The sequence below is a fragment of the Plantactinospora sp. KLBMP9567 genome (assembly GCF_033446045.1).
Classification (GTDB): domain Bacteria; phylum Actinomycetota; class Actinomycetes; order Mycobacteriales; family Micromonosporaceae; genus Plantactinospora.
Window position 1 is genome coordinate 37128 of sequence record NZ_JAWQRR010000020.1, and the last position, 18948, is coordinate 56075.

13 protein-coding genes are annotated in these 18948 nt (G+C 71.9%); 7 read left to right on the forward strand and 6 right to left on the reverse strand.

The window, feature by feature from the left end; genetic code table 11:
- Positions 1-25 precede the first annotated feature (25 nt).
- From R6Y94_RS15170 to R6Y94_RS15190, 5 genes are all read left to right on the forward strand, one after another.
- Positions 26-3106 carry a glycosyl hydrolase 115 family protein gene (locus R6Y94_RS15170; protein ID WP_318396490.1) on the forward strand — a complete coding sequence of 1027 codons (3081 nt, stop codon included), beginning with the start codon at positions 26-28 and terminating at the stop codon, positions 3104-3106.
- A gap of 363 nt (positions 3107-3469) precedes the next feature.
- Positions 3470-4684: an ABC transporter substrate-binding protein gene (locus tag R6Y94_RS15175; RefSeq protein WP_318396491.1), complete on the forward strand. Its 1215-nt coding sequence runs from the start codon at positions 3470-3472 to the stop codon at positions 4682-4684.
- The gene (locus tag R6Y94_RS15180; protein ID WP_318396492.1) at positions 4681-5880 is read left to right on the forward strand and encodes an ABC transporter ATP-binding protein; all 1200 of its coding nucleotides are present in this window, start codon (positions 4681-4683) and stop codon (positions 5878-5880) included. Before R6Y94_RS15175 ends, R6Y94_RS15180 begins: the two co-directional genes overlap by 4 nt.
- The gene (locus tag R6Y94_RS15185; protein WP_318396493.1) at positions 5877-6833 is read left to right on the forward strand and encodes a sugar ABC transporter permease; all 957 of its coding nucleotides are present in this window, start codon (positions 5877-5879) and stop codon (positions 6831-6833) included. The genes R6Y94_RS15180 and R6Y94_RS15185 overlap by 4 nt, the downstream gene beginning before the upstream one ends.
- Positions 6833-7693, forward strand: coding sequence for an ABC transporter permease (locus tag R6Y94_RS15190; RefSeq protein WP_318396494.1), 861 nt, complete (start codon positions 6833-6835; stop codon positions 7691-7693). Before R6Y94_RS15185 ends, R6Y94_RS15190 begins: the two co-directional genes overlap by 1 nt.
- A gap of 172 nt (positions 7694-7865) precedes the next feature.
- On the opposite strand, the gene R6Y94_RS15195 is transcribed toward R6Y94_RS15190, so the two are convergent.
- The 5 genes from R6Y94_RS15195 to R6Y94_RS15215 form a co-directional block, all read right to left on the reverse strand.
- Entirely contained in the window at positions 7866-10061 is a 2196-nt protein-coding gene (locus tag R6Y94_RS15195) for an AMP-binding protein (protein WP_318396495.1), read from the reverse strand.
- A complete protein-coding gene (locus R6Y94_RS15200; protein ID WP_318396496.1) occupies positions 9983-11203 on the reverse strand; it encodes a beta-ketoacyl synthase N-terminal-like domain-containing protein in 1221 nt (406 codons plus the stop codon). Before R6Y94_RS15200 ends, R6Y94_RS15195 begins: the two co-directional genes overlap by 79 nt.
- Entirely contained in the window at positions 11190-12419 is a 1230-nt protein-coding gene (locus R6Y94_RS15205) for a beta-ketoacyl synthase N-terminal-like domain-containing protein (protein WP_318396497.1), read from the reverse strand. Before R6Y94_RS15205 ends, R6Y94_RS15200 begins: the two co-directional genes overlap by 14 nt.
- A complete protein-coding gene (locus R6Y94_RS15210; RefSeq protein WP_318396498.1) occupies positions 12409-12669 on the reverse strand; it encodes an acyl carrier protein in 261 nt (86 codons plus the stop codon). Before R6Y94_RS15210 ends, R6Y94_RS15205 begins: the two co-directional genes overlap by 11 nt.
- A gap of 279 nt (positions 12670-12948) precedes the next feature.
- Positions 12949-14055, reverse strand: a complete 1107-nt coding sequence (locus tag R6Y94_RS15215) for an L-dopachrome tautomerase-related protein (RefSeq protein WP_318396499.1) — start codon at positions 14053-14055, stop codon at positions 12949-12951.
- 245 nt (positions 14056-14300) lie between these two features.
- Here R6Y94_RS15215 and R6Y94_RS15220 point away from each other — a divergent pair, with 245 nt between their 5' ends.
- Positions 14301-15239 carry a peptidoglycan DD-metalloendopeptidase family protein gene (locus R6Y94_RS15220; protein WP_318396500.1) on the forward strand — a complete coding sequence of 313 codons (939 nt, stop codon included), beginning with the start codon at positions 14301-14303 and terminating at the stop codon, positions 15237-15239.
- 63 nt (positions 15240-15302) lie between these two features.
- On the opposite strand, the gene R6Y94_RS15225 is transcribed toward R6Y94_RS15220, so the two are convergent.
- On the reverse strand, positions 15303-16337 hold the full coding sequence (locus R6Y94_RS15225; RefSeq protein WP_318396501.1) for an SAM-dependent methyltransferase: 1035 nt from the start codon (positions 16335-16337) through the stop codon (positions 15303-15305).
- Positions 16338-16567: 230 nt separating this feature from the next.
- Here R6Y94_RS15225 and R6Y94_RS15230 point away from each other — a divergent pair, with 230 nt between their 5' ends.
- Positions 16568-18943, forward strand: coding sequence for a M64 family metallopeptidase (locus R6Y94_RS15230; protein ID WP_318396502.1), 2376 nt, complete (start codon positions 16568-16570; stop codon positions 18941-18943).
- Positions 18944-18948: the final 5 nt, after the last annotated feature.

Here is an 18948-nt window from a genome sequence, read left to right on the forward strand (position 1 = left end):
ACACACCCGCCCGACGGCCTGGCGAATGCTGTTGTCACTGACCCTCGCCGTCACGGCCACCCCCGCCCTCGCCTCCTCCGCCACCGCCTCCGGCGGGCGCGGCGCCGAGGCCGGGCGCGACCCCGCCGGCTTCATCTCCACCCGGGCCAAGCCGGGCAGCCTGCCCCTGGTCGAGCGTGGTCGGGCCGCGACGCTGGTGGTCAGCGCCGGCGACCATCCCGGCGTGGTCCGGGCCGTCGGTGACCTGCGGGACGACGTCGAGCGGGTCACCGGGGTACGCCCGGCGGTCGCCACCGACCAGGTGCCGGCGCAGGGCGAGGTCGTGCTCGTCGGCACCATCGGGAAGAGCCCGCTGATCGACCGGCTGATCGCCGCCCGCAAGCTCGACGTACGCGGCATCGCCGGCAGGTGGGAGACCTCGCTCCAGCAGATCGTGGCCAACCCGCTGCCCGGGGTCCGCCGCGCCTTCGTGATCGCCGGTAGCGACCAGCGCGGCACCGTCTTCGGGGCGTACGAGGTGTCGAAGCAGATCGGCGTCTCGCCCTGGTACTGGTGGGACGACGTGCCGGCCCGGCACAGTGCCGAGCTGCACGTGCTGCCCGGCCGGCACAGCCAGGGCACCCCGGCGGTGAAGTACCGGGGCTTCTTCATCAACGACGAGAACCCGGCGCTGGGCACCTGGGCTCCGAACTTCTTCGGCCCCGGCCTGGCCCCCGGCTACCAGGGCGGCTTCAACCGGCACTTCTACGCCAAGGTCTTCGAGACCATGCTCCGACTCAAGGCGAACTACCTCTGGCCGGCGGTCTGGGGCCGCGCCTTCGCCGAGGACGACCCGGCCAATCACGCCACCGCCAAGGAGTACGGCGTGGTGATGGGCACCTCGCACGAGGCGCCGATGATGCGCGGCATCGAGGAATGGAACCGGCACGACGACGGCGGCACCGACCCGTACGGCGGGAACGGCGAGTGGAGCTTCCGGCGCAACTCCGCCGCGCTGAAGGAGTACTGGCGGGACGGCATCGAGCGGATGGAGGAGCAGGACTTCGAGGGCGTGGTCACCCTCGGCATGCGCGGCAACGGCGACGTCAGCCTGCCCGACGGCGACGGCATCGAGCTGATGGAGAGCATCATCGCCGCCCAGCGGCAGATCCTCGCCGAGTCCAGCGACCGCGAACTGCCCGACATCCCGCAGGTCTTCACGCTCTACAAGGAGGTCCAGCGCTACTGGGACCGGGGCATGCGCCCGCCGGACGACGTCACCGTGGTCTTCTGCGACGACAACTGGGGCAACATGCGGAAGCTGCCGGACCAGAGCCTGCCGGCCCGCCCGGGCGGCTACGGCATGTACTACCACTTCGACTACGTCGGCGGCGGCCGCAACTACAAGTGGGTCGACACCATCAATCTGGCCAGCACCTGGGAGCAGCTCCACCTGACCTACCGCTACGGGGTGGACCGGCTCTGGGTGGTCAACGTCGGCGACATGAAGAACGAGGAGCTGCCGCTGCAACTCTTCCTCGACTACGCCTGGGATCCGGACAGCCTCCCGATCGAGAAGCTCGACGACTGGCAGCGGAAGTACGCGGCGCAGAACTTCCCCGACCGGTACGCCGGGGAGATCGGCGAGATCCTGCACGAGTACGGCCAGCTCCAGGCGCGGCGGAAGCCGGAGCTGTTGAACCGCCGGATCACCCTGGACCCGGCGAAGGACCCGGCCACCGACTCCTCGGCGGTGGTCTACACCGACACCAACCCGTACAGCCTGACCGCCTACCAGGAGATGCGCCGGGTGGTGCGGGAGTGGGCGGAGCTGGCCGAGCGGGCCGAACGGATCCGGGCGAGGCTGCCGGACGGCTACGACGACGCCTACTACCAGCTCGTCTACTACCAGGTGGCGGCGTCGGCGAACCTCTACGCGCTGCGCGAGGCGCAGTTCACCAACCTGCTCTACGCCGCGCAGGGCCGGGCCGCCACCAACGCGATGGCCGACCTCGCCCAGCGACACTTCGACACCGACCAGGCGATGTCCGACTACTACCACAACACCCTGGCCGGCGGGAAGTGGCAGGGCTTCCAGACCCAGCCCAAGATCGGGTACGGCGACGTCGAGCGCTACGGCCCGAACGCGCCCTGGCAGCAGCCGGAGCTGAACCACCAGGCTCTGCCGGACGCGTTCTATCCGCATCTGCGCCGCATCGAGGTCCCGGCCGTCGCCGAACTGGGCGTCGCGATCGACGGCTCGGAGAAGTACTGGCCGGCCGAGCCCGGGCCGGCGGTACTGCCGACGTTCAGCCCGTACCAGAGCCAGCCGGGACAGTACATCGAGGTCTTCAACCGGGGTTCGGTGCCGTTCGACTACACGATCCGGGCGGGCGCACCGTGGCTGAAGCTCGGCCGGTCGGGCGGCCGGGTCACCGACCAGGTCCGGATCGAGGTCCGGGTCGACTGGCGGCACGCGCCGCGCGGCGCCACGACGGTCCCGATCACGGTCACCGGCCCGGCCGGCGCCAGCGTGGTGGTGCAGGCCAGGGTGGACAACCCGCAGGGGCTGCGCCCGCGCGGCCACGTCGAGGCGAACGGCTACGTCTCGATCCCGGCCGGGCAGCACACCCGGGCGGTGAACACCGGCGGGGTGTACTGGAAGCGGATTCCGGCTCTCGGCCGGACCGGTGACGGGCTGACGCCGTTCCCGGTCAGCGCGGCCAGCCGGACGCCGGGCCGGGACAGTCCGCGCCTGGAGTACGAGCTGACGTTGACCTCGGCCGGCCCGGTGAAGGTGTCGGCGTACCTGTCGCCGCGCAACAACGTGCTGCCGACCGAGGGGCTGCGCTACGCCGTCTCGATCGACGGTGCCGCTCCGCAGATCGTCAACGTCACCACCAGTACCGGGGCGAACGACACGTCGATGAACCGGCAGTGGGAGCGGAACACCTCGCAGAACGTCAACGTCACCACGACCACGCACGCCGTGGACGCGCCGGGCGTACACACCCTGAAGTTCTGGATGGTCGACCCGACCGTGGTGGTGCAGCAGCTCGTGGTGGAGACCGCCGAGCTGCCGTACAGCTATCTCGGTCCGCCGGAGAGCCGGCGGATCGGCCACTGAGGATCCACCCTCGTCGCACGTGCTCCATCGGCGGGGGGGCCCCCCCCCCCCCGGGGGGGGGGGCCCCCCCCCCCCCCCCAAAAAAAAAAAACCCCCCCCCACCCCCCACCCCTAGAGCGGGCGTAGGGCCCAGGGCGCAACCACCCGCGACGCACGGGCTCAAGGGGGGGGCCCCCCGGCCCGGGCGGGGGGGGGGCGGACCGCTCACACATTGAAACTATTCAACGCGGCCGCTACGACGCACGCTCCCGACCTCCCGCTGCGGCCACGACGGACGCGGCGGGACGTTGAAAAGGTTCAGCAGGCAGCACAGACAGAACGCGCGACATCATAGGATCGCCGAACCGAGAGAGAGGAATGCCCATGCGTCGAAGCCAACGCCGGCTGTTCGCCGCCACGGCCCTGACCGCGTTGAGCCTGGTCGCCGCCGCCTGCGGTGCGCCGGAGGCCGCCGCGCCCGGACCGACCGGGGGCGCGGTGCCGGACAAGCCCGGCTCGCCGGTCGTCCTGAACATCCTCGACGTCGCCGGCAACCTGCAACTCACCCAGTCGATGATCGACGACTTCGTCGCGAAAAACTCCGACACGGTGTCGAGGGTGACGTACTCGAAGTCGCCCTCGCCGGAGCTGGTCGGCAAGGTCAAGGCCCAGCAGGACGCGAACCGGGTCGAGATCGACCTGGTGCTGACCGGTGTCGACGGGCTCGCCGCCGGCATCGACCAGGACCTCTGGACCCCGCTGCTGCCCACCCACGCCGGCCGGCTGCCTGGAATGGCGAACTACCTGCCGGGCGCGTCCGCGATGCAGAAACTGGCCGGCGACCACGGAGTGACCATCACCTACTACCCGTCCGGCCCGCTGATCGAATACCTGCCGTCGAAGGTGCCGAACCCGCCGACGACCGCGCAGGGACTGCTCGAATACGCCAAGGCCAACCCCAACGCGGTGCAGTACGCCCGCCCGTCGAACTCCGGCCCCGGCCGCACCTTCCTGATGGGCCTGCCGTACCTGCTCGGCGACTCGAACCCGAAGGACCCGGTCAACGGCTGGGCGAAGACCTGGGCGTACCTGGCCGAGCTGAACAAGTACGTCCGGCTCTATCCGTCCGGCACCGGGGAGACGATGAAGAACCTGGCCAACGGTTCTGCGAAGATCATCGTCTCGACCACCGGCTGGGACATCAACCCGCGAGTGCTGGGCACCGTGCCCGCGGAGGCGAAGATCGGCACGCTGGAGGGCTTCCACTGGGTCACCGACGCGCACTACGCGGTGGTACCGAAGGGGGTCTCAACGGACAAGCAGGCCGCCATCCTGGCCCTGTTGAACCACATGCTGACCCCGGAGCAGCAGGCCAAGGCGTATGACCAGGGTTACTTCTATCCCGGTCCGGCGATCAAGGACGTGCCGCTGTCGATGGCGCCGCAGGCCAGCCGCGAGGCGATCGAGAAGTACGGCCGCCCGGAGTACGAGCAACTGATCGCTACCAACCCGCTGGAGGTACCGCTGGACGCCAAGGCGCTGGTCGAGGCGTTCAGCCGGTGGGACCGCGAGATCGGCGGCGCAAAGGTGAGCAAGTGAGTTTTGAGAAGTTGCGGTTGGAGGGCGTGACGCGCAGCTTCGCCGGCCACGACGCGTTGACCGACCTGGACCTGACGGTCCGGCGCGGGGAGTTCATCGCCCTGCTCGGGCCGTCCGGCTGCGGCAAGTCCACCGCGCTGAACTGCCTCGCCGGCCTGCTCCCGCTGACCAGGGGCAGCATCTGGTCCGACGACACCCGGCTCGACACGGTATCGGCCGAGAAGCGCGGCTTCGGCATGGTGTTCCAGAACTACGCCCTCTTCCCGCACATGTCGGTACGCCGCAACATCGCGTTCGGCCTGCAGATGCGCCGGCTGCCCCGGGCCGAGATCCGGCGGCGCACCGAGGAGGCCATCCGGCTGGTACGGCTGGAGGAGCACGCCAGCAAGCTGCCCGGGCAGCTCTCCGGCGGCCAGCAGCAGCGGGTCGCCATCGCCCGGGCGGTGGTGCTGGAACCGGCGCTGGTGCTGATGGACGAGCCGCTGTCCAACCTGGACGCGAAGCTGCGGCTGGAGATGCGTACCGAGATCCGCCGGCTGCACCAGTCGCTCGGGCTGACCACGGTCTACGTCACGCACGACCAGGAGGAGGCGCTCTCCCTGGCCGACCGGCTGGTGGTGCTTCGCGAGGGGCGGGTGCAGCAGGTCGGCACCCCGGAGGAGCTGCACACCCGGCCGGCGAACTGGCACGTCGCCGACTTCATGGGCTACCGCAACCTGCTGCGGTTGCGGGCCGAGCAGGGCGGCGGCCCCGAGGTGGTGGTGACCGGCCAGGGCATGCGGCTGGTCGGCACCCCGGTCGGGACGGTGGCCGCCGGTGCCGAGGTGATCGCCGGGATACGTCCCGAGGACCTGCGGATCACCGGTCCGGACGAGGGCGTACCGGCCATCGTTGAGGTGGTCGAATACCAGGGCCGCGAGGTGGCGGTCGAGGCGCGTACCGCCGAGGGGGTGCAGTTCAACCTCCGTACCGACCAGCGTCCGGAGCTGGGCGAGCGGATCGGGATCGGGGTGGATCCGGCCCGGCTGCTGGTCTTCCCAGCGGCCGAGCCGGCCGGGCAGTCGGTCGGGCAGCCCGGCGACGGGCCGGCACCGGACGGGGCGGCCGGGTCGCCGAGGGACGAGCCGGCCGACGCGCCGCCGGACGGCTCCGGCGACGCGCCGGTGGACGAACCGGCCGCCGGAGGCTCCCGGTGAGCGCCACCGCGAGCCCGCCCCGGGCCGGTGAGCCGACCGGCGGGCGACCGGCCGAGCGGCGGCCGCCGGGCCGGACCCGGGTGGCGTTGCGGCACCGGCTGGCCGAACACGGCATCGACCGGCAACTCCTGCTGCTCGCCCCGGCCGCGCTCTTCATCCTGGTGCTCTTCATCTATCCCTTCGGGTACGGCGTCGGGTTGTCCTTCCAGCCGACCGAGGGCGGGCCGTTCGCCGCGTACCAGGAGTTCTTCTCGGATCCGTACCAGCGGGACACCATCTGGACGACGCTGAAGCTGTCGCTGCCGGCGGCACTGCTCAACGTCGCCGCGTCGGTGCCGATCGCCTACCGGATGCGGGGGCGGTTCCGGGGGAAGCGGCTGCTCACCACCGTACTGGTGGTGCCGATCACCCTCGGCACGGTGCTCACCGCGCAGGGGCTGCTCAACTTCCTCGGCCCGACCGGATGGTTCAACCGGATACTGCTCGGCGCCGGGCTGGCCGACGAACCGGTCCGGCTGACCAACAACTACTGGGGGGTGTTCTTCTCCATCGTCATCACCGGCTTCCCGTTCGCCTTCCTGCTGGTGCTGTCGTACCTGTCGGGGATCGACCCGACGCTGGAGCGGGCCGCCGCCACCCTCGGCGCCGGCTGGTGGCAGCGGTTCCGCCGGATCACCCTGCCGCTGCTGGCGCCCGGCCTGGCCACCACGTTCTGCCTCACCTTCGTACTGGCGTTCAGCGTCTTCCCGTCGGCAATCCTGGTCGGTGACCCGGCCGGTACCACGAGGGTGATCTCGATCGCCGCCTACGAGGCGGCCTACGTGCAGTACGACTACCCGATGGCCGCGACGATCGCCGTGCTGATGGGGTTGATCGAACTGCTGGTGATCGCGGCCGTACTCGGCTGGCGAGCCCTGCTCTACACCGGGTCGACGGCGGGAGGGAAGGGCTGATGGGTTCGGTTACCGCCCCGGCGCCCCGCCGTCGTCGCCTGGTCGCCCGACCGGCGGCCTGGCTGATCTGGGGCGTGGTGGCGTTCTTCTTCGTCAACCTGGCCGGTGTGATCGGCTCGGTGCTGGTCAGTTCCTTCGGCGACCGCTGGTACGACACCTGGCTGCCGCAGGGCTACACCACCCGGTGGTACGGGCAGGCCTGGCAGGAGTTCGGCCTCTTCCAGGTGCTGCTGGTGACCCTGGAGGTGTCGCTGCTGGTGGTCGGCATCTCGGTGCTGGTCGGGGTGCCCGCCGCGTACGTGCTGGCCCGGCGGTCCTTCCCCGGCCGGCGGCTGCTCTACCTGCTGTTCCTGCTGCCGATCCTGATGCCGCCGATCACCTACGGCATCCCGCTGGCCACGGTGCTCTACAAGTACGGCTTTGCCGGGCACCTCTCCGGGGTGGTACTGGCCAACCTGGTGCCCTCGGTGCCGTTCGTCATCCTGACCATGACGCCGTTCATCGAGCAGATCGACCCGGCGGTGGAGCGGGCCGCCCGGATGTGCGGGGCGGGCACCCGGCAGATCTTCGTCCGGATCCTCGCCCCACTGCTCACCCCGGGCATCCTGGCCGCCTCGATCCTGGTACTGGTGCGGACGGTCGGGATGTTCGAGCTGACCTTCCTCACCGCCGGGCCGGACTCCCAGACCCTGGTGGTGGCGCTGTACTACACGATGTCGGCGGCCGGTATCCGGGCGCAACAGTCCATCGACGCGATGGCGGTGATGTACACCGCGATGATGCTGGTGCTGCTGGTGGTCGCACTGCGGTTCGTCAATCCGACCCAACTCGTCGCCCGGGTCCGCGAGGACATCGACTGATGGCCCGTCGCGGCCCGGGCCGGCAGTTCGACCCCGGGTCGCGGCGCCGTCGGCCAATTTCGCAATAACCGGGCCGCCACCGCCGGGCTGACCGCCCAGCAGAACGCCAGCGCTCGCACCGACCGGTTCCCGTACGTCGTCGCGGCACGCTGAACGTTCGCCCGGGAGGCCGTCAGTCCTGGAACATCCCGGCGAGCACCTCGGCGGTCCGGGCCGGGTTGGTGGCGACGAAGTAGTGATCGCCGGGCACCATGTGCAGGCTGGCGATCCGGTCGACCGGAATCCGGGCGGTGACCGCGTCCCGGGTGCAGAGCCCGTCGTCGGTGCCGAGCAAGAGGTGCACGGCCCGGGACCGTACCCCCTGGAAGCCGTCCGGGGCGAGCGCGATGTCCCGGCGGAACCGGGGCAGCAGCAGTCGGGTGATCTCCTCCGAGGTGAGCGCGCTGGTCGGCAGCAGCCCCGTACTGCGCAGTCCGGCCAGCAGGGTCTCGTCGTCGTCGGAGACCAGCGCCGGGCGCTGCGTGCCGGGCAGCATCGGCGGGGCGGAGAGGACCACCTGGGCCCCGCCCAGCCCGTCACCGGCGGCGTCGGCCACCGCGGCGGCCAGCACCGCACCGAGGCTGTGCCCGAACAGCACCGCCCCGTCCGACAGGTACGGCGTGCCCGCCCGCCACCAGGCGTCGGCCGCGTCGCCGATGGTGGCCCCGTCCCGGTAGGTCGCCTCGCCGGCCACCACCCGCCACGAGCCGGGCAGGTGCCGGGCCAGCCGGGTGAACGCCCCGGAGGAGCCGCCCGCGTACGGGATGCAGACCAGGGTCCGGCCGGGACCGTCGCGGAGTACCCGCATCCGGACCGTTGCCCGCTCACCGGCCCGGCTGCGGAGCTGGAACCGGGCGAGCTTGCCGGTCGAGGTGGTCGGCAACGCCTCCACCACCTCGACCACCGCGGGACGCTTGTGCGGCGGCAGCCCGGCCCGGAACGCCGCCCGGGCCGCCCGACGCAGCGCGCCCGGGTCGACGCCGGAGGCCGGCACCAGATAGGCCACCGCCTGCTCCAGCCCGGCCTGGTCCCGCGCGCCGACCACCGCACACTGGGCGAGCCCGTCGAGGTTCCGGACCGCCGCCTCGACGTCGAGCGGCGAGACCTTGTAGCCGCCGATGTTGATCAGGTCGTCGTGCCGGCACAGGTAGCGCAACTCCCCGTCCGGGTCCTGCCGGACGATGTCGCCGGTGTAGGCCCCGCCGTCGGCGAAGGTACGTGCCGCCGACTCGGGACGGTCCAGATATCCGGCGGCCACCGACGGGCCCGCCACGTGCAGCCGGCCCTCCGTCCCGTCCGGCACGACCCGGCCGGCGTCGTCCCGGACCGTCACCCTCGTGCCGGGCACCGGCGTACCGGTCGAGCCGGGCTGACTGCCCCGGGTGGCCAGCACGATGTGCAGTACCTCGGTCGCGCCCAGCCCGTTGACCAGCGGCACCCCGAAGGTGCCGGTGAAGTCGGCACAGAGCGATGCCGGCAGGTGCTCCCCCGCCGACACGGCGAGGCGCAGCGAGCCGAGGTCGGGAGCACCGGTCGGGTCCGTCGGGTCGCCCTGCCCGGCCCGGTCGAGCAGCGCGGCGTAGACCCGGGGCACCGCGCAGAGCACGGTCGGGCGGTACCGGGCGATCGTCGCGGCCAGCCGGTAGACGTCCGGCGGTCCCTGGTTGAGCAGTACGCCGGCCCCGACGGCGAGCGGAAAGAGCAGCGAGTTGCCGAAGCCGTACCCGAAGGAGAGCTTGGCGGTGGAGAGCACCAGGTCGTCGGGGCGCAGGTCGAGGATCCGGCCGAAGCCGTCCAGCGCCCCGGCCACCCCGACCCCGTTGTGCAGTACCCCCTTCGGCTTGCCGGTGCTGCCCGAGGTGTACTGGATCAGCAGCACCTCGGACGGCGGCTGACCGACCGGCGGCGGTGACGGTGGCCCGCCGGGGACCAGCCACTCCGGGCCGCCCCGGGGCAGCCCGAGGCCGGCCTGGTCCGCCCGCGCGCCGCCCGCCTCGTCGGCGTGCAGGAACCCGGCCCGGCAGTCCTCGGCGATGAAGCCGAGTTCCGCCCCGGTCAGCATCGGGCTCACCGGCACCGCCACGGCACCCCGCCACCACAGTGCCAGGATCGCCACCGCGGTCGGCAGGTCGTCGTCGGCCACCACCAGGCCCCGGGTGCCGGGGCCGATCCCGGCCTCGGCCAGCCGCGCCGCGTAGCCACGCACCGCGCGGTACAGCTCCGCGTAGCCGAGCCGGCCACCCGCGCCGGTCAGGTACGCGACCCGCTCGCCCCGACCGGACGCGAGCGCTCGCCCCACCAGCCGCTCGACGAGGTTGGCGCTCCCCATGATGAGACCTCCAGGATGGCTGCGTTGCCGGACGGTTCGATCGCCATCGCGAGCAGGCTCGCCGGCGCCGGTGTGCTGGCGCAGTACGCGACGGCACAGGCCGCCGCCAGCAGGCCACCGGCCGCCCCGAAGTCGCCGAGCGACGCTTCCAGGTGCCAGACCGGCCGGGCGGCACCGTTGGCGACTGCCTCGACCAACGCGGTGTCGACGGTGGAGACGATCGTGCCGACCGGCCCGGCCGGTGGACCGCCGACCGGCGCGTCACGCTCGGGCGCGCGGCGGTCGGTCGGTGCACCGGTGGGCGGTCCGGCCGCACCGCCCGATCCCGCGGGGCGGGCGGCGCGGACCAGGGCGCGGCACTGGGCCGCCAGGTCGGACGGGTCCAGGCTGGTCCGGCGGAACCGTCCGAGCCGGATGCCCGGCTCATCGTCCCGGCCCGGCGACACCGCGAGGCAGGCCGCGCCCTCGGCCGCGTCGAACCCGTCGGCGAGTCCGCCGAGGCTCCACCGGCTCACCGTCGCCGAGCCGCCGACCAGGGCCCGGGCCGCCTGGCCGTCGGCGAGCAGCCGGGCCGCCTCGACCAGCGCGCTCAGGCCGGCCGCCGTACCGCCGGTGATCGTCTCGTTCGGGCCGTCGAGCCCGAGCCGGATGGAGACGGTCGCGGCCGGTCCGTTGAACGCCGAGGCGGGACCGATGATCGGGCTGCTCAGCCCCGGGTCCAGGGTGGCGGCCTCGACGCAGATGGTGGCGTACTCGGCCAGCCCCGCACTCGAACTGGCCCAGAGCACCGCGGCCGGACCGGCCTGGACGGGGTCGACCAGTGACGTCGCGAGCCACGGGTCGGGCGGATCGTCGGGCCGGGCCGGGCCGGCGTCGGCCGCCGCGGCCAGCGCGAGTAGGGACTCGGGGGGCAGGGCCCGCAGTCCCCGGCCGGCGACGGCGGCCGGAATCCGGGGCGCGACCGGGGCGTGGGTACGCCGGTCGAGCGGGCCGAGGTCGGTGCTCGGGGCCGCGAAGCGGCGTACCGGCGCCGGCGGCACGGGTGCCCCGTCGACCAGTCGGGCCAGCTCCGCGACGTCGGCCAGGCCGGGCAGCCGCAGCCCCAGGCCGCGTACGGCCAGGCATTCCTCAACCGGCGGCACGATCGTCCTTTCCGAGCAGTACGGTCGAGACCCCGCCGCCGAAGCCGAACGCCTGGCTCAGCACCACCCCGACCGGGGCACGCCGGCCGGCCGGCTCGACCAGGTCTATTCCGCCGCAGGCCGGGTCGGGTTCGATCAGCGTGACGTTGCCCGGCAGCAGGTCGGCGGCGAGCGCCTGCACCGCGATGATCGCCTCCAGGGCGGCTGCTGCCCCCTCGGCATGCCCGAACTGCCCCTTCACCGAGGAGACCACCGGCCGGCGGCGCCCGGCCAGCGCCTTGGCCACCGCCCGGGCCTCGATGCCGTCACTGGCCTGGGTGCCCGTGCCGTGCGCGCAGACCCAGTCGACGTCGTCGCTGGTCAGCCGGGCGCGATCGAGGCAGCCGTGGATGGTCGACACCAGACCGTTGCCGTCCGGGTGCGGTTGGGTGGGGTTGTGCGCGTCGGCCCCGGCGGCGCAGCCGAGTAGCCGGGCCAGCGGCCGCCCGCCCCGGGCCGCGACCCGGTCGGCGCGTTCCAGGATCAGCGCCCCGGCGCCCTCGCCCGGGATGGTGCCCCGCCGGTTGACGTCGAACGGCCGCACGGTGTCGACCGCAAGAGCGCGCAGCGAGGTGAACATTGCGAGGATCTCCAGGGACAGTTCGGAGACCCCGCCGCAGACCGCGACGTCGACCTCGCCGGTCGCGACCGCCCGGGCGCCGGCGGCGATCGCACTGTTCCCGGCCGCGCAGCCGGGCGCGAACAACACCGTCGGGCCGGTGACGGCGACCACCTCGCGAAGCGTGTCCAGCAGCGCGTCCGGCCGGGCCCAGACCCGACCCGGCACGTCCAGCCGGCCCGTCCCGATCCCCCGGTCCAGGATCGGCCGGGTGGCCATCACGGTGCCGGCGAAGACGCCCAGCCGATGCGCCCGGCTCCGTTCCGGCACTCCGCCGTGCCGGAGCGCCTCCAGCGCGGCGACGGCGAGGAACCGGCCGGCCAGGGACTCGTGGCCGGGCACCATCGCGTCAAGGTCCGCGACCGCGCCGGCCGGCACCTCCGCACCGCAGCGGGCCGGATAGCGGGACATGTCGAACCGGGTCACCGGGCCGGTCAGCACCCGCCGTCCGGTCACCGCGGTCCAGAGCGCGTCCGCGCCGAGACCGGCGGCCGAGACCGCACCGACTCCGGAGACCACCACGGCCGGGCCGCCGTCCCGGGTCCGGTCACGGCCCAACGGAGATGCCCCGATCCCGGAGTACGGCGAGGGTGTCGCCGAAGTCCTGGAGTCCGGCCGCCTCCTCGTCGGTCAGCCGTACGCCGAGCTGCCGCTCGATCCGGACGACGAATTCGACCTTCTGCACGGAGTCGATCCCGAGGTCTTCGTAGAACGCCGCCCCCTCGGTGATCTCGTCCGGGTTGACCTCGAAGATCTCCGCCGCCAGGTCCCGCAGAACGGCGGCCGACACCCTGTCTCGCTGTGCCAAGTCCGGCTCCCTTCCCGATCACCGCTCGCCACGTTTCGTGGAACTTGCGGGTGGGCTCACAGTGAAGTTTTCCAGGAAGGAAACGACGCGGGAATCGCTTGAGATGCGACCAAAGAGCTTGTTCGCGCCGGCCGAACAGCTCGTTACCATAGCCCGATCAGGTTGGTCCGGAACGAAGACCCGGTATCCCCGACGAGCGGCCTTTCCCTGTCGGACGATGGTCGGTTCCGGTGTCGACATTGTCGTTGATCACTGGTAGGTGATCGAATACCCCGCCGGTCAGGGCAGCAGCGCCACCGGGCCGGCGTCGATACCGACCCGGAACAGGGCGTACGGGCGGCGTCGCCGGTCGACCCCGCCGGAGTAGTCGGCCTGCCGGTGGAGTTGGTTGGCGGTGACGTAGAGATATCCGTCGGCGCTGACGGACATGGTGTCCGGCCAGAGCAGGCGCGGGTCGCGTACCAACGTCTCGAACCGGCCGTCCGGGTGCCGGCGCAGGACGGCGTTCTGCTCGTACGCGGTGAGATAGACCCGGCCCGCGTCGTCACTCTCCAGCCCGTCGGAGCCGGACCCCTTGTCGCCCTCGTCCCGGACCGTCGCCGCCACCTCGGCGTCGTCCAGGGACCGGTCGACCAGCGCGTCGGTCGAGACGCTGTAGAGCCGGCGGGAGGCGAGCGGGCAGTAGTAGAGGCGGCCGCCGTCGGCCGAGATCGCGATCCCGTCGGAGCCCATCGAGACCGGGCTCGGCGGCCCGTCGGGCGGGCAGACCAGGAACGGCCGCCCCTCGACCAGCGGCCGGAACGTGGCCAGCGGTTCGGCCTTGGTGGACGGGTGGTCGTTCAGCCGGCGCCAGGCCGTCCCGTTGGCCAGGTCCACCACGACGATCCCGTTCGGACCGGAGTTGGACGAGTCGGTGACGAAGGCGACCCCGGCCGAGCGGCGGCGCAGGTCGAACCGGACGTCGTTGAGATACGAGCTGGGCAGCGCCACGTCGGCGGGGAACACGATGGTCTGGGTGACCAGGTCGGTGTCGAGGTCGACGCAGACCAGTTTGGGACCGCCGGTGCGGGTCGGCCGGAACTTCGGGCTGCCGGTGTCGAGCACCCAGAGCCGGTCGGTCGGGTCGACCACGACGCTCTGCACCGAGACGAAGGCACCGGCGTCGTCGTCGCCGGCCGGGTTGTTCCAGTCCCGGTCCGGATAGGGCACGCAGGCCCCGTCCCGCAGCTCAGCGACGGTGGCGTCGACCTGGTCTCCCCAGCGCGGGAAGTTGACGAAGATCCTTCCCTGCCGGGAGACGGTGACCCCGGTGGGCATGGCACCGGAGAAGGTGTGCACGGTCTCCAGCCGGCCGAGCGGCTCTTCGCTGGTCAGTTCGTCACTCACCCGGCCCCCCGTGGCCCGCCCGGATAGGAGCGGCCGAGTCCGCGACCGGCTCGGCCACCACGTCACTGTAAACCGAACAACGCTGCGGAATACCTGAATGGCCGGATTTGCCGCTGATATCCGCCTTCCCTCTGACCTCCGCTTGCAGGCACAGTCGCACGTCTATGTAGAACTCTTTCCAACAGCGCTCACGATTGGTTAAATACCTTCAACTTTACGCCTCGCCTGCGCCGAAGGGCCCTTCGATGAAGACCGGATACGCACGTAGCCTGGCCATCCTCACCGCGACCGCACTCGCCGCCCCGATCCTGCTGACGGCCACTCCGGCCAGCGCCGCGACGGTGACGGTCGACAACGCCGCCGCCGACCGCTTCACCGCCAGCGCCAACTGGGGTACGTCCACCTGGTCCGCCGACCGGCAGGGCCCCGACTACCGGTACGCCACCCCCGACACCACCGCCAGCGACGTGGCCTGGTTCAAGGTCAACGTCCCCAGCGCCGGCAATTACCTGGTGGAGGTCTTCTACCCGGCCGACCCCGGCTACAACAACGCCACCCCGTTCGTCGTCGCCACCACCAGCGGCAACCAGAGCGTCCCGGTCAACCAGCGGACCAACGGTGGCCAGTGGGTCAGCCTCGGCACCTTCCCGCTCGCCGCCGGCGACTACAACGCGGTCGGGGTCAGCCGGTGGACCAGCGGCACCGGTTACGTGGTCGCCGACGCGGTCCGGATCACCACCGCCACCGGTGGCGGCACCAGCTTCTCCCTGCCGCTGCCCCGCACCGCGCTGCCGCGCAGCGAGTACGACGACCCGCACCACGACTACCCGGCGATCGACCTGCCGGTGCCGACCGGCACGGCCGCGTACGCCGTCCGGGCCGGCACCGTGGTCCGGATCAACGACAGCAGTTGCGGCCAGGGCATCAACCTGACCGGTACCGACGGGGCGATCTACACCTACTGCCACTTCTCCGCCTGGTCGGTGGCGTCCGGTGCCACCGTCACGGCCGGGCAGCGGATCGGCTCGACCGGCAACACCGGCAACTCGACCGGCCCGCACCTGCACTTCGGCATCCGGACCGGCAGCACCCGCCGCTGCCCGCAGAACTTCCTGCTCGCCCTCTACGACGGTGTCACCCCGCCCGCCGCCAGCAGCCTGCCCACCAGCGGTTGCAGCTACTGAGCTGTCAGGAAAGGCCCCCGCTCGTCGTCTTCGTAGCGGGGGCCTTCCCGACCAGCACGCTCCTCAGCGCTTGCGGGCGACCAGGATGTCGCGGACGATCGCCTGGTCGACCCGGTGGGCGAACTCCAGGTACGGGCCGTCGGCCAGCACCTCCAGGCCGGCGTCGGCGAGGACCCGGGCCGCCTCGTCCCGGCGCGCCACCTGGGTGTTCCAGGCGATGCCGAGCGCCCCACCGGGCCGGAGCAGGTCGACCCAGACCGGCACCGCCTCGGCGAGCAGGGCGAGCGGGCTGCGCGCCAGCGGGTGCCCGGCGCTGCGGCTGCCGTGCTGTACGCCGTACGGGGCGTCCGCCACCAGTAGGTCCTGGGTGCCGGGCCGGAAGAACTCCGCACTGCGGACGGTGTCCACCTGCACCACGTCCAGCCGCTGGGTCCGGCCCGCCCGATAGGACTCCTTGTCGGCGGCCAGCTCGACCTGCAACCGTCGGGCCACCACCTGCCGGTTCCGGCGTACCGGCCCGGACTCGGCCCGGTGCTTCACCCGCTTGCGCTTCAGCCAGGTCTGGATGTACGTCGAGTACGCCTCGAAGTCCTTCTGGTCGCGATCCACCCCGGCGGCGTGGTACCCGTACATCAGCGCCTGGTTGAGGGTGGTGCCCCGGCCGCAGAGCGGGTCCAGCACCCGGAACTTCCGGTCCAGCATCTGCGGGGCGAAGTCCGAGGCGAGCAGCGTCACGTTGAGCAGCAGCTTGGTGAACTGTTCGTTGGTCTTGCCCGGATACTTCGGGATCGTCAGCAGGTCGTCGTCGAACCGGTCCAGCCGGCGCAGCTCGACCGGCCGGAGCAGTCCGCCGGTGACCTCGAACAACACGTAGATCGACGACAGGTTGGCCAGGTACGCGACGTCGCGTCCGTCGAGCTGGTCGGCGGTGAAGGTGACGTAGCGGACGCCACCGAGCACGGTCTCGGCGATGTCGTGCAGCCGGCCGCCGAGCACGGCCCGGTCGAAGACCGCCAGCTCGGCCCGGGTCAGCGTCACCGAGGCGTCCGCGTAGACCCGGTTCGACGACGGCGAGATCAACAACGCGTACTGGCTCATCTGTCCTTCCGGCAATTCGCACGCTTACGACCGGTAGATGCTAGTCGGCGCTCCGCAGCCGCCTCCGTCGAGGTCAGCCGGGGTGTCGGTACGGCGGCGGATACTTGCGGCAGTTGATGGATGACCGGCCGCCGCGCAGCGGGTTAGCCTTCCCCGATGATCTATGCCGACTGTTCCGTTCCGGGCCCGTTCCCGGAGCCGACCACCCCCGAGTCCGGCAGGTGACGTCGATGAGATTGACCGCGTCGAGAAGACGGAAACTCGCCACCCTCGCCTCGGTGGCCCTGGCGGCCGGACTGCTGGCCCTGGCCCAGCCCAGCCCGGCCGCCGCCGAGCCCGAGGTGGGCAGCGCCCGGCTCGTCCCGCTCCAGGTCACCGGCCCGGCCAGCGAGCGGCTCAACCTGATCCTGCTCGGCGACGGCTACACCGCGGCCGAGCTGCCGAAGTTCCACGCCGACGTGGACCGGCACATGAACGTGCAGTGGAGCATCGAGCCGTACCGCAGCTACCGGAACTACTTCAACGTCTACGTGATCGAGATCGTCTCCGGTGAGTCCGGCATCCGCTGCGACCCGGACGACGATCCGCCGGACCCGGACCGGATCACCCCGCTCGGCCTGCACTACGCGGACGGCTGCACCAATCCGCTCGCCCGGGGCATCACCTTCCAGCCTTACGGCACCCAGGCGCTCAACCGCTATCTCCAGCAGCTCGTCGCGCCGCTCGGGGTGACCGCCAGCAACCGGCAGATCCTGGCGATCGCCAACACCGACACGTACGGCGGGATCGGTGGCACCAACGCGACCACCTCCGGCAGCGCCCCGCAGGGGCCACTGATCAGCCCGCACGAGCTGGGTCACTCGCTGGGACAGCTCCAGGACGAGTACCCGTACTCCAACCGCCCCGACCCGGGCGGGCCGTACTGCACCGACGACTGCGCCGAGCCGGACTCGCGGCACCACACCCGGCTGACCGAGCAGCAGATGGTCGAGCAGCAGGCGAAGTGGTGGCGCTGGCTCGGCGAGGAGAGCGAGTCCGGCGGCACGATCGGCCGCTACGAGAGCGGCATGTACGCCACCTCGGGCGTCTGGCGGCCCAGCGAGCACTCCATCATGCGCTGGATCGGCTTCTACTACGACCAGGTTAGCCGGGAGATCATGACGCAGCGGATCTCCGGCCGCCGCAACACCAACGCGATGGCGCTCTCCGCCACCCCCACGGACCGGGCGGTCGGGCGCACCGACGTGCTCTGGGTGGAGACCCAGCATCCGGTCTACCACGAGCTGGACGTGCGCTGGGCGGTCAACGGGGTCGCGGTGCCGGACACGCACAACAGCCGCAACCTGGAACTTGCCGACCTGGACGTCCGGCCCGGCGACGTCGTACGGGTGACGGTGTCCGACCCTACCGAGTTCGTCCGGGACCCGGCGATCCGCAACGGGCCGGCGCTGACCCAGAGCCGGCAGTGGACGATCGGCGCAGAGCCGAGCCCGCCGTCGGAGGTGGACGTGGCGTTCACCGCCTCGACCCAGACCGACGAGCGCGCGGTCGGCGGCCAGGACGTGGTGTACGTCGAGACGACCCACCCGGTCGACCGGGTGCTGGACGTGACCTGGCGACTGGACGGCACGGTGTTGCCGAACCCGCACAACAGTCGCAACCTCGACCTGGGTGCGCTGCGGCTGGCTCCGGGCAGCTACCGGCTCGCCGCGACGGTGACCGACCCGGCCGCTCCGGGCGGGGACTCGGAGACCCGCACCTGGACGGTCGACAACCTTGAGGCGGGCACCACGGCGACCCTCTCGACGCCGGTCAGCACGCTGCCGGGCGGCACCCCGCACCACGTCTACTTCGAGCGGTTCACCATGGGGCTGGAGCCGACCGACGACCGGCCGGGGTTCACCGTCGGCGAGTTCCGGCTCGACCGGGACGGCTGGTTCAACTACTTCGGCTGGCCGGACGCCCCGGCCGGTACGCCGTTCCTGTTCACCCCCACCGGCACGGTGGTGAAGTCGCTGGTCTACGGCAACCTCGGCTCGGGCGGGCTCTCCAAGGCGGTCTTCGAGGAGACCGAACCGGGCTACGGCACGCACACCGTCGAGCACCGGGCGATCGACGCGGCCGGCAACATCGGCTCGGCGGACGAGTTCCGGGCCACCGTGCTGCCGGGTTCCTCGCCGGCCTGCACCCGGACGATCTCCGGTGCCCGGGCCGGCAACCTGACCGTCGCCACCGGGGTGACCTGCCTCAAGGACGCTCGGGTGGCCGGCCGGATCACCGTACGCCCCGGTGCCTCGCTGATCGTCTCCGGCGGTGCGGTCTCCGGCGGGATCAGCACCGACCGGGCGGTCGCGGTGCAGATCTTCGGCGCGACGGTCAGCGGCGCGGTCCAGATCAGCGGCAGCACCGGCACCGTGGCGAGCGTGGGCAGCACGTTCAGCGGCGCAGTCCGGCTCGCCGGCAACGCCGGTGGTGAGCACGGGCTGGCCATGGCCGGCAACCGGATCAGCGGCCTGCTCTCCTGCACCGGCAACGGGCTGGTGGCCGACTTCGGGGTACGCAACGAGGTCCGTGGCCACGCCTCGGGCGAGTGCGCCGGGTGGTGACGGTG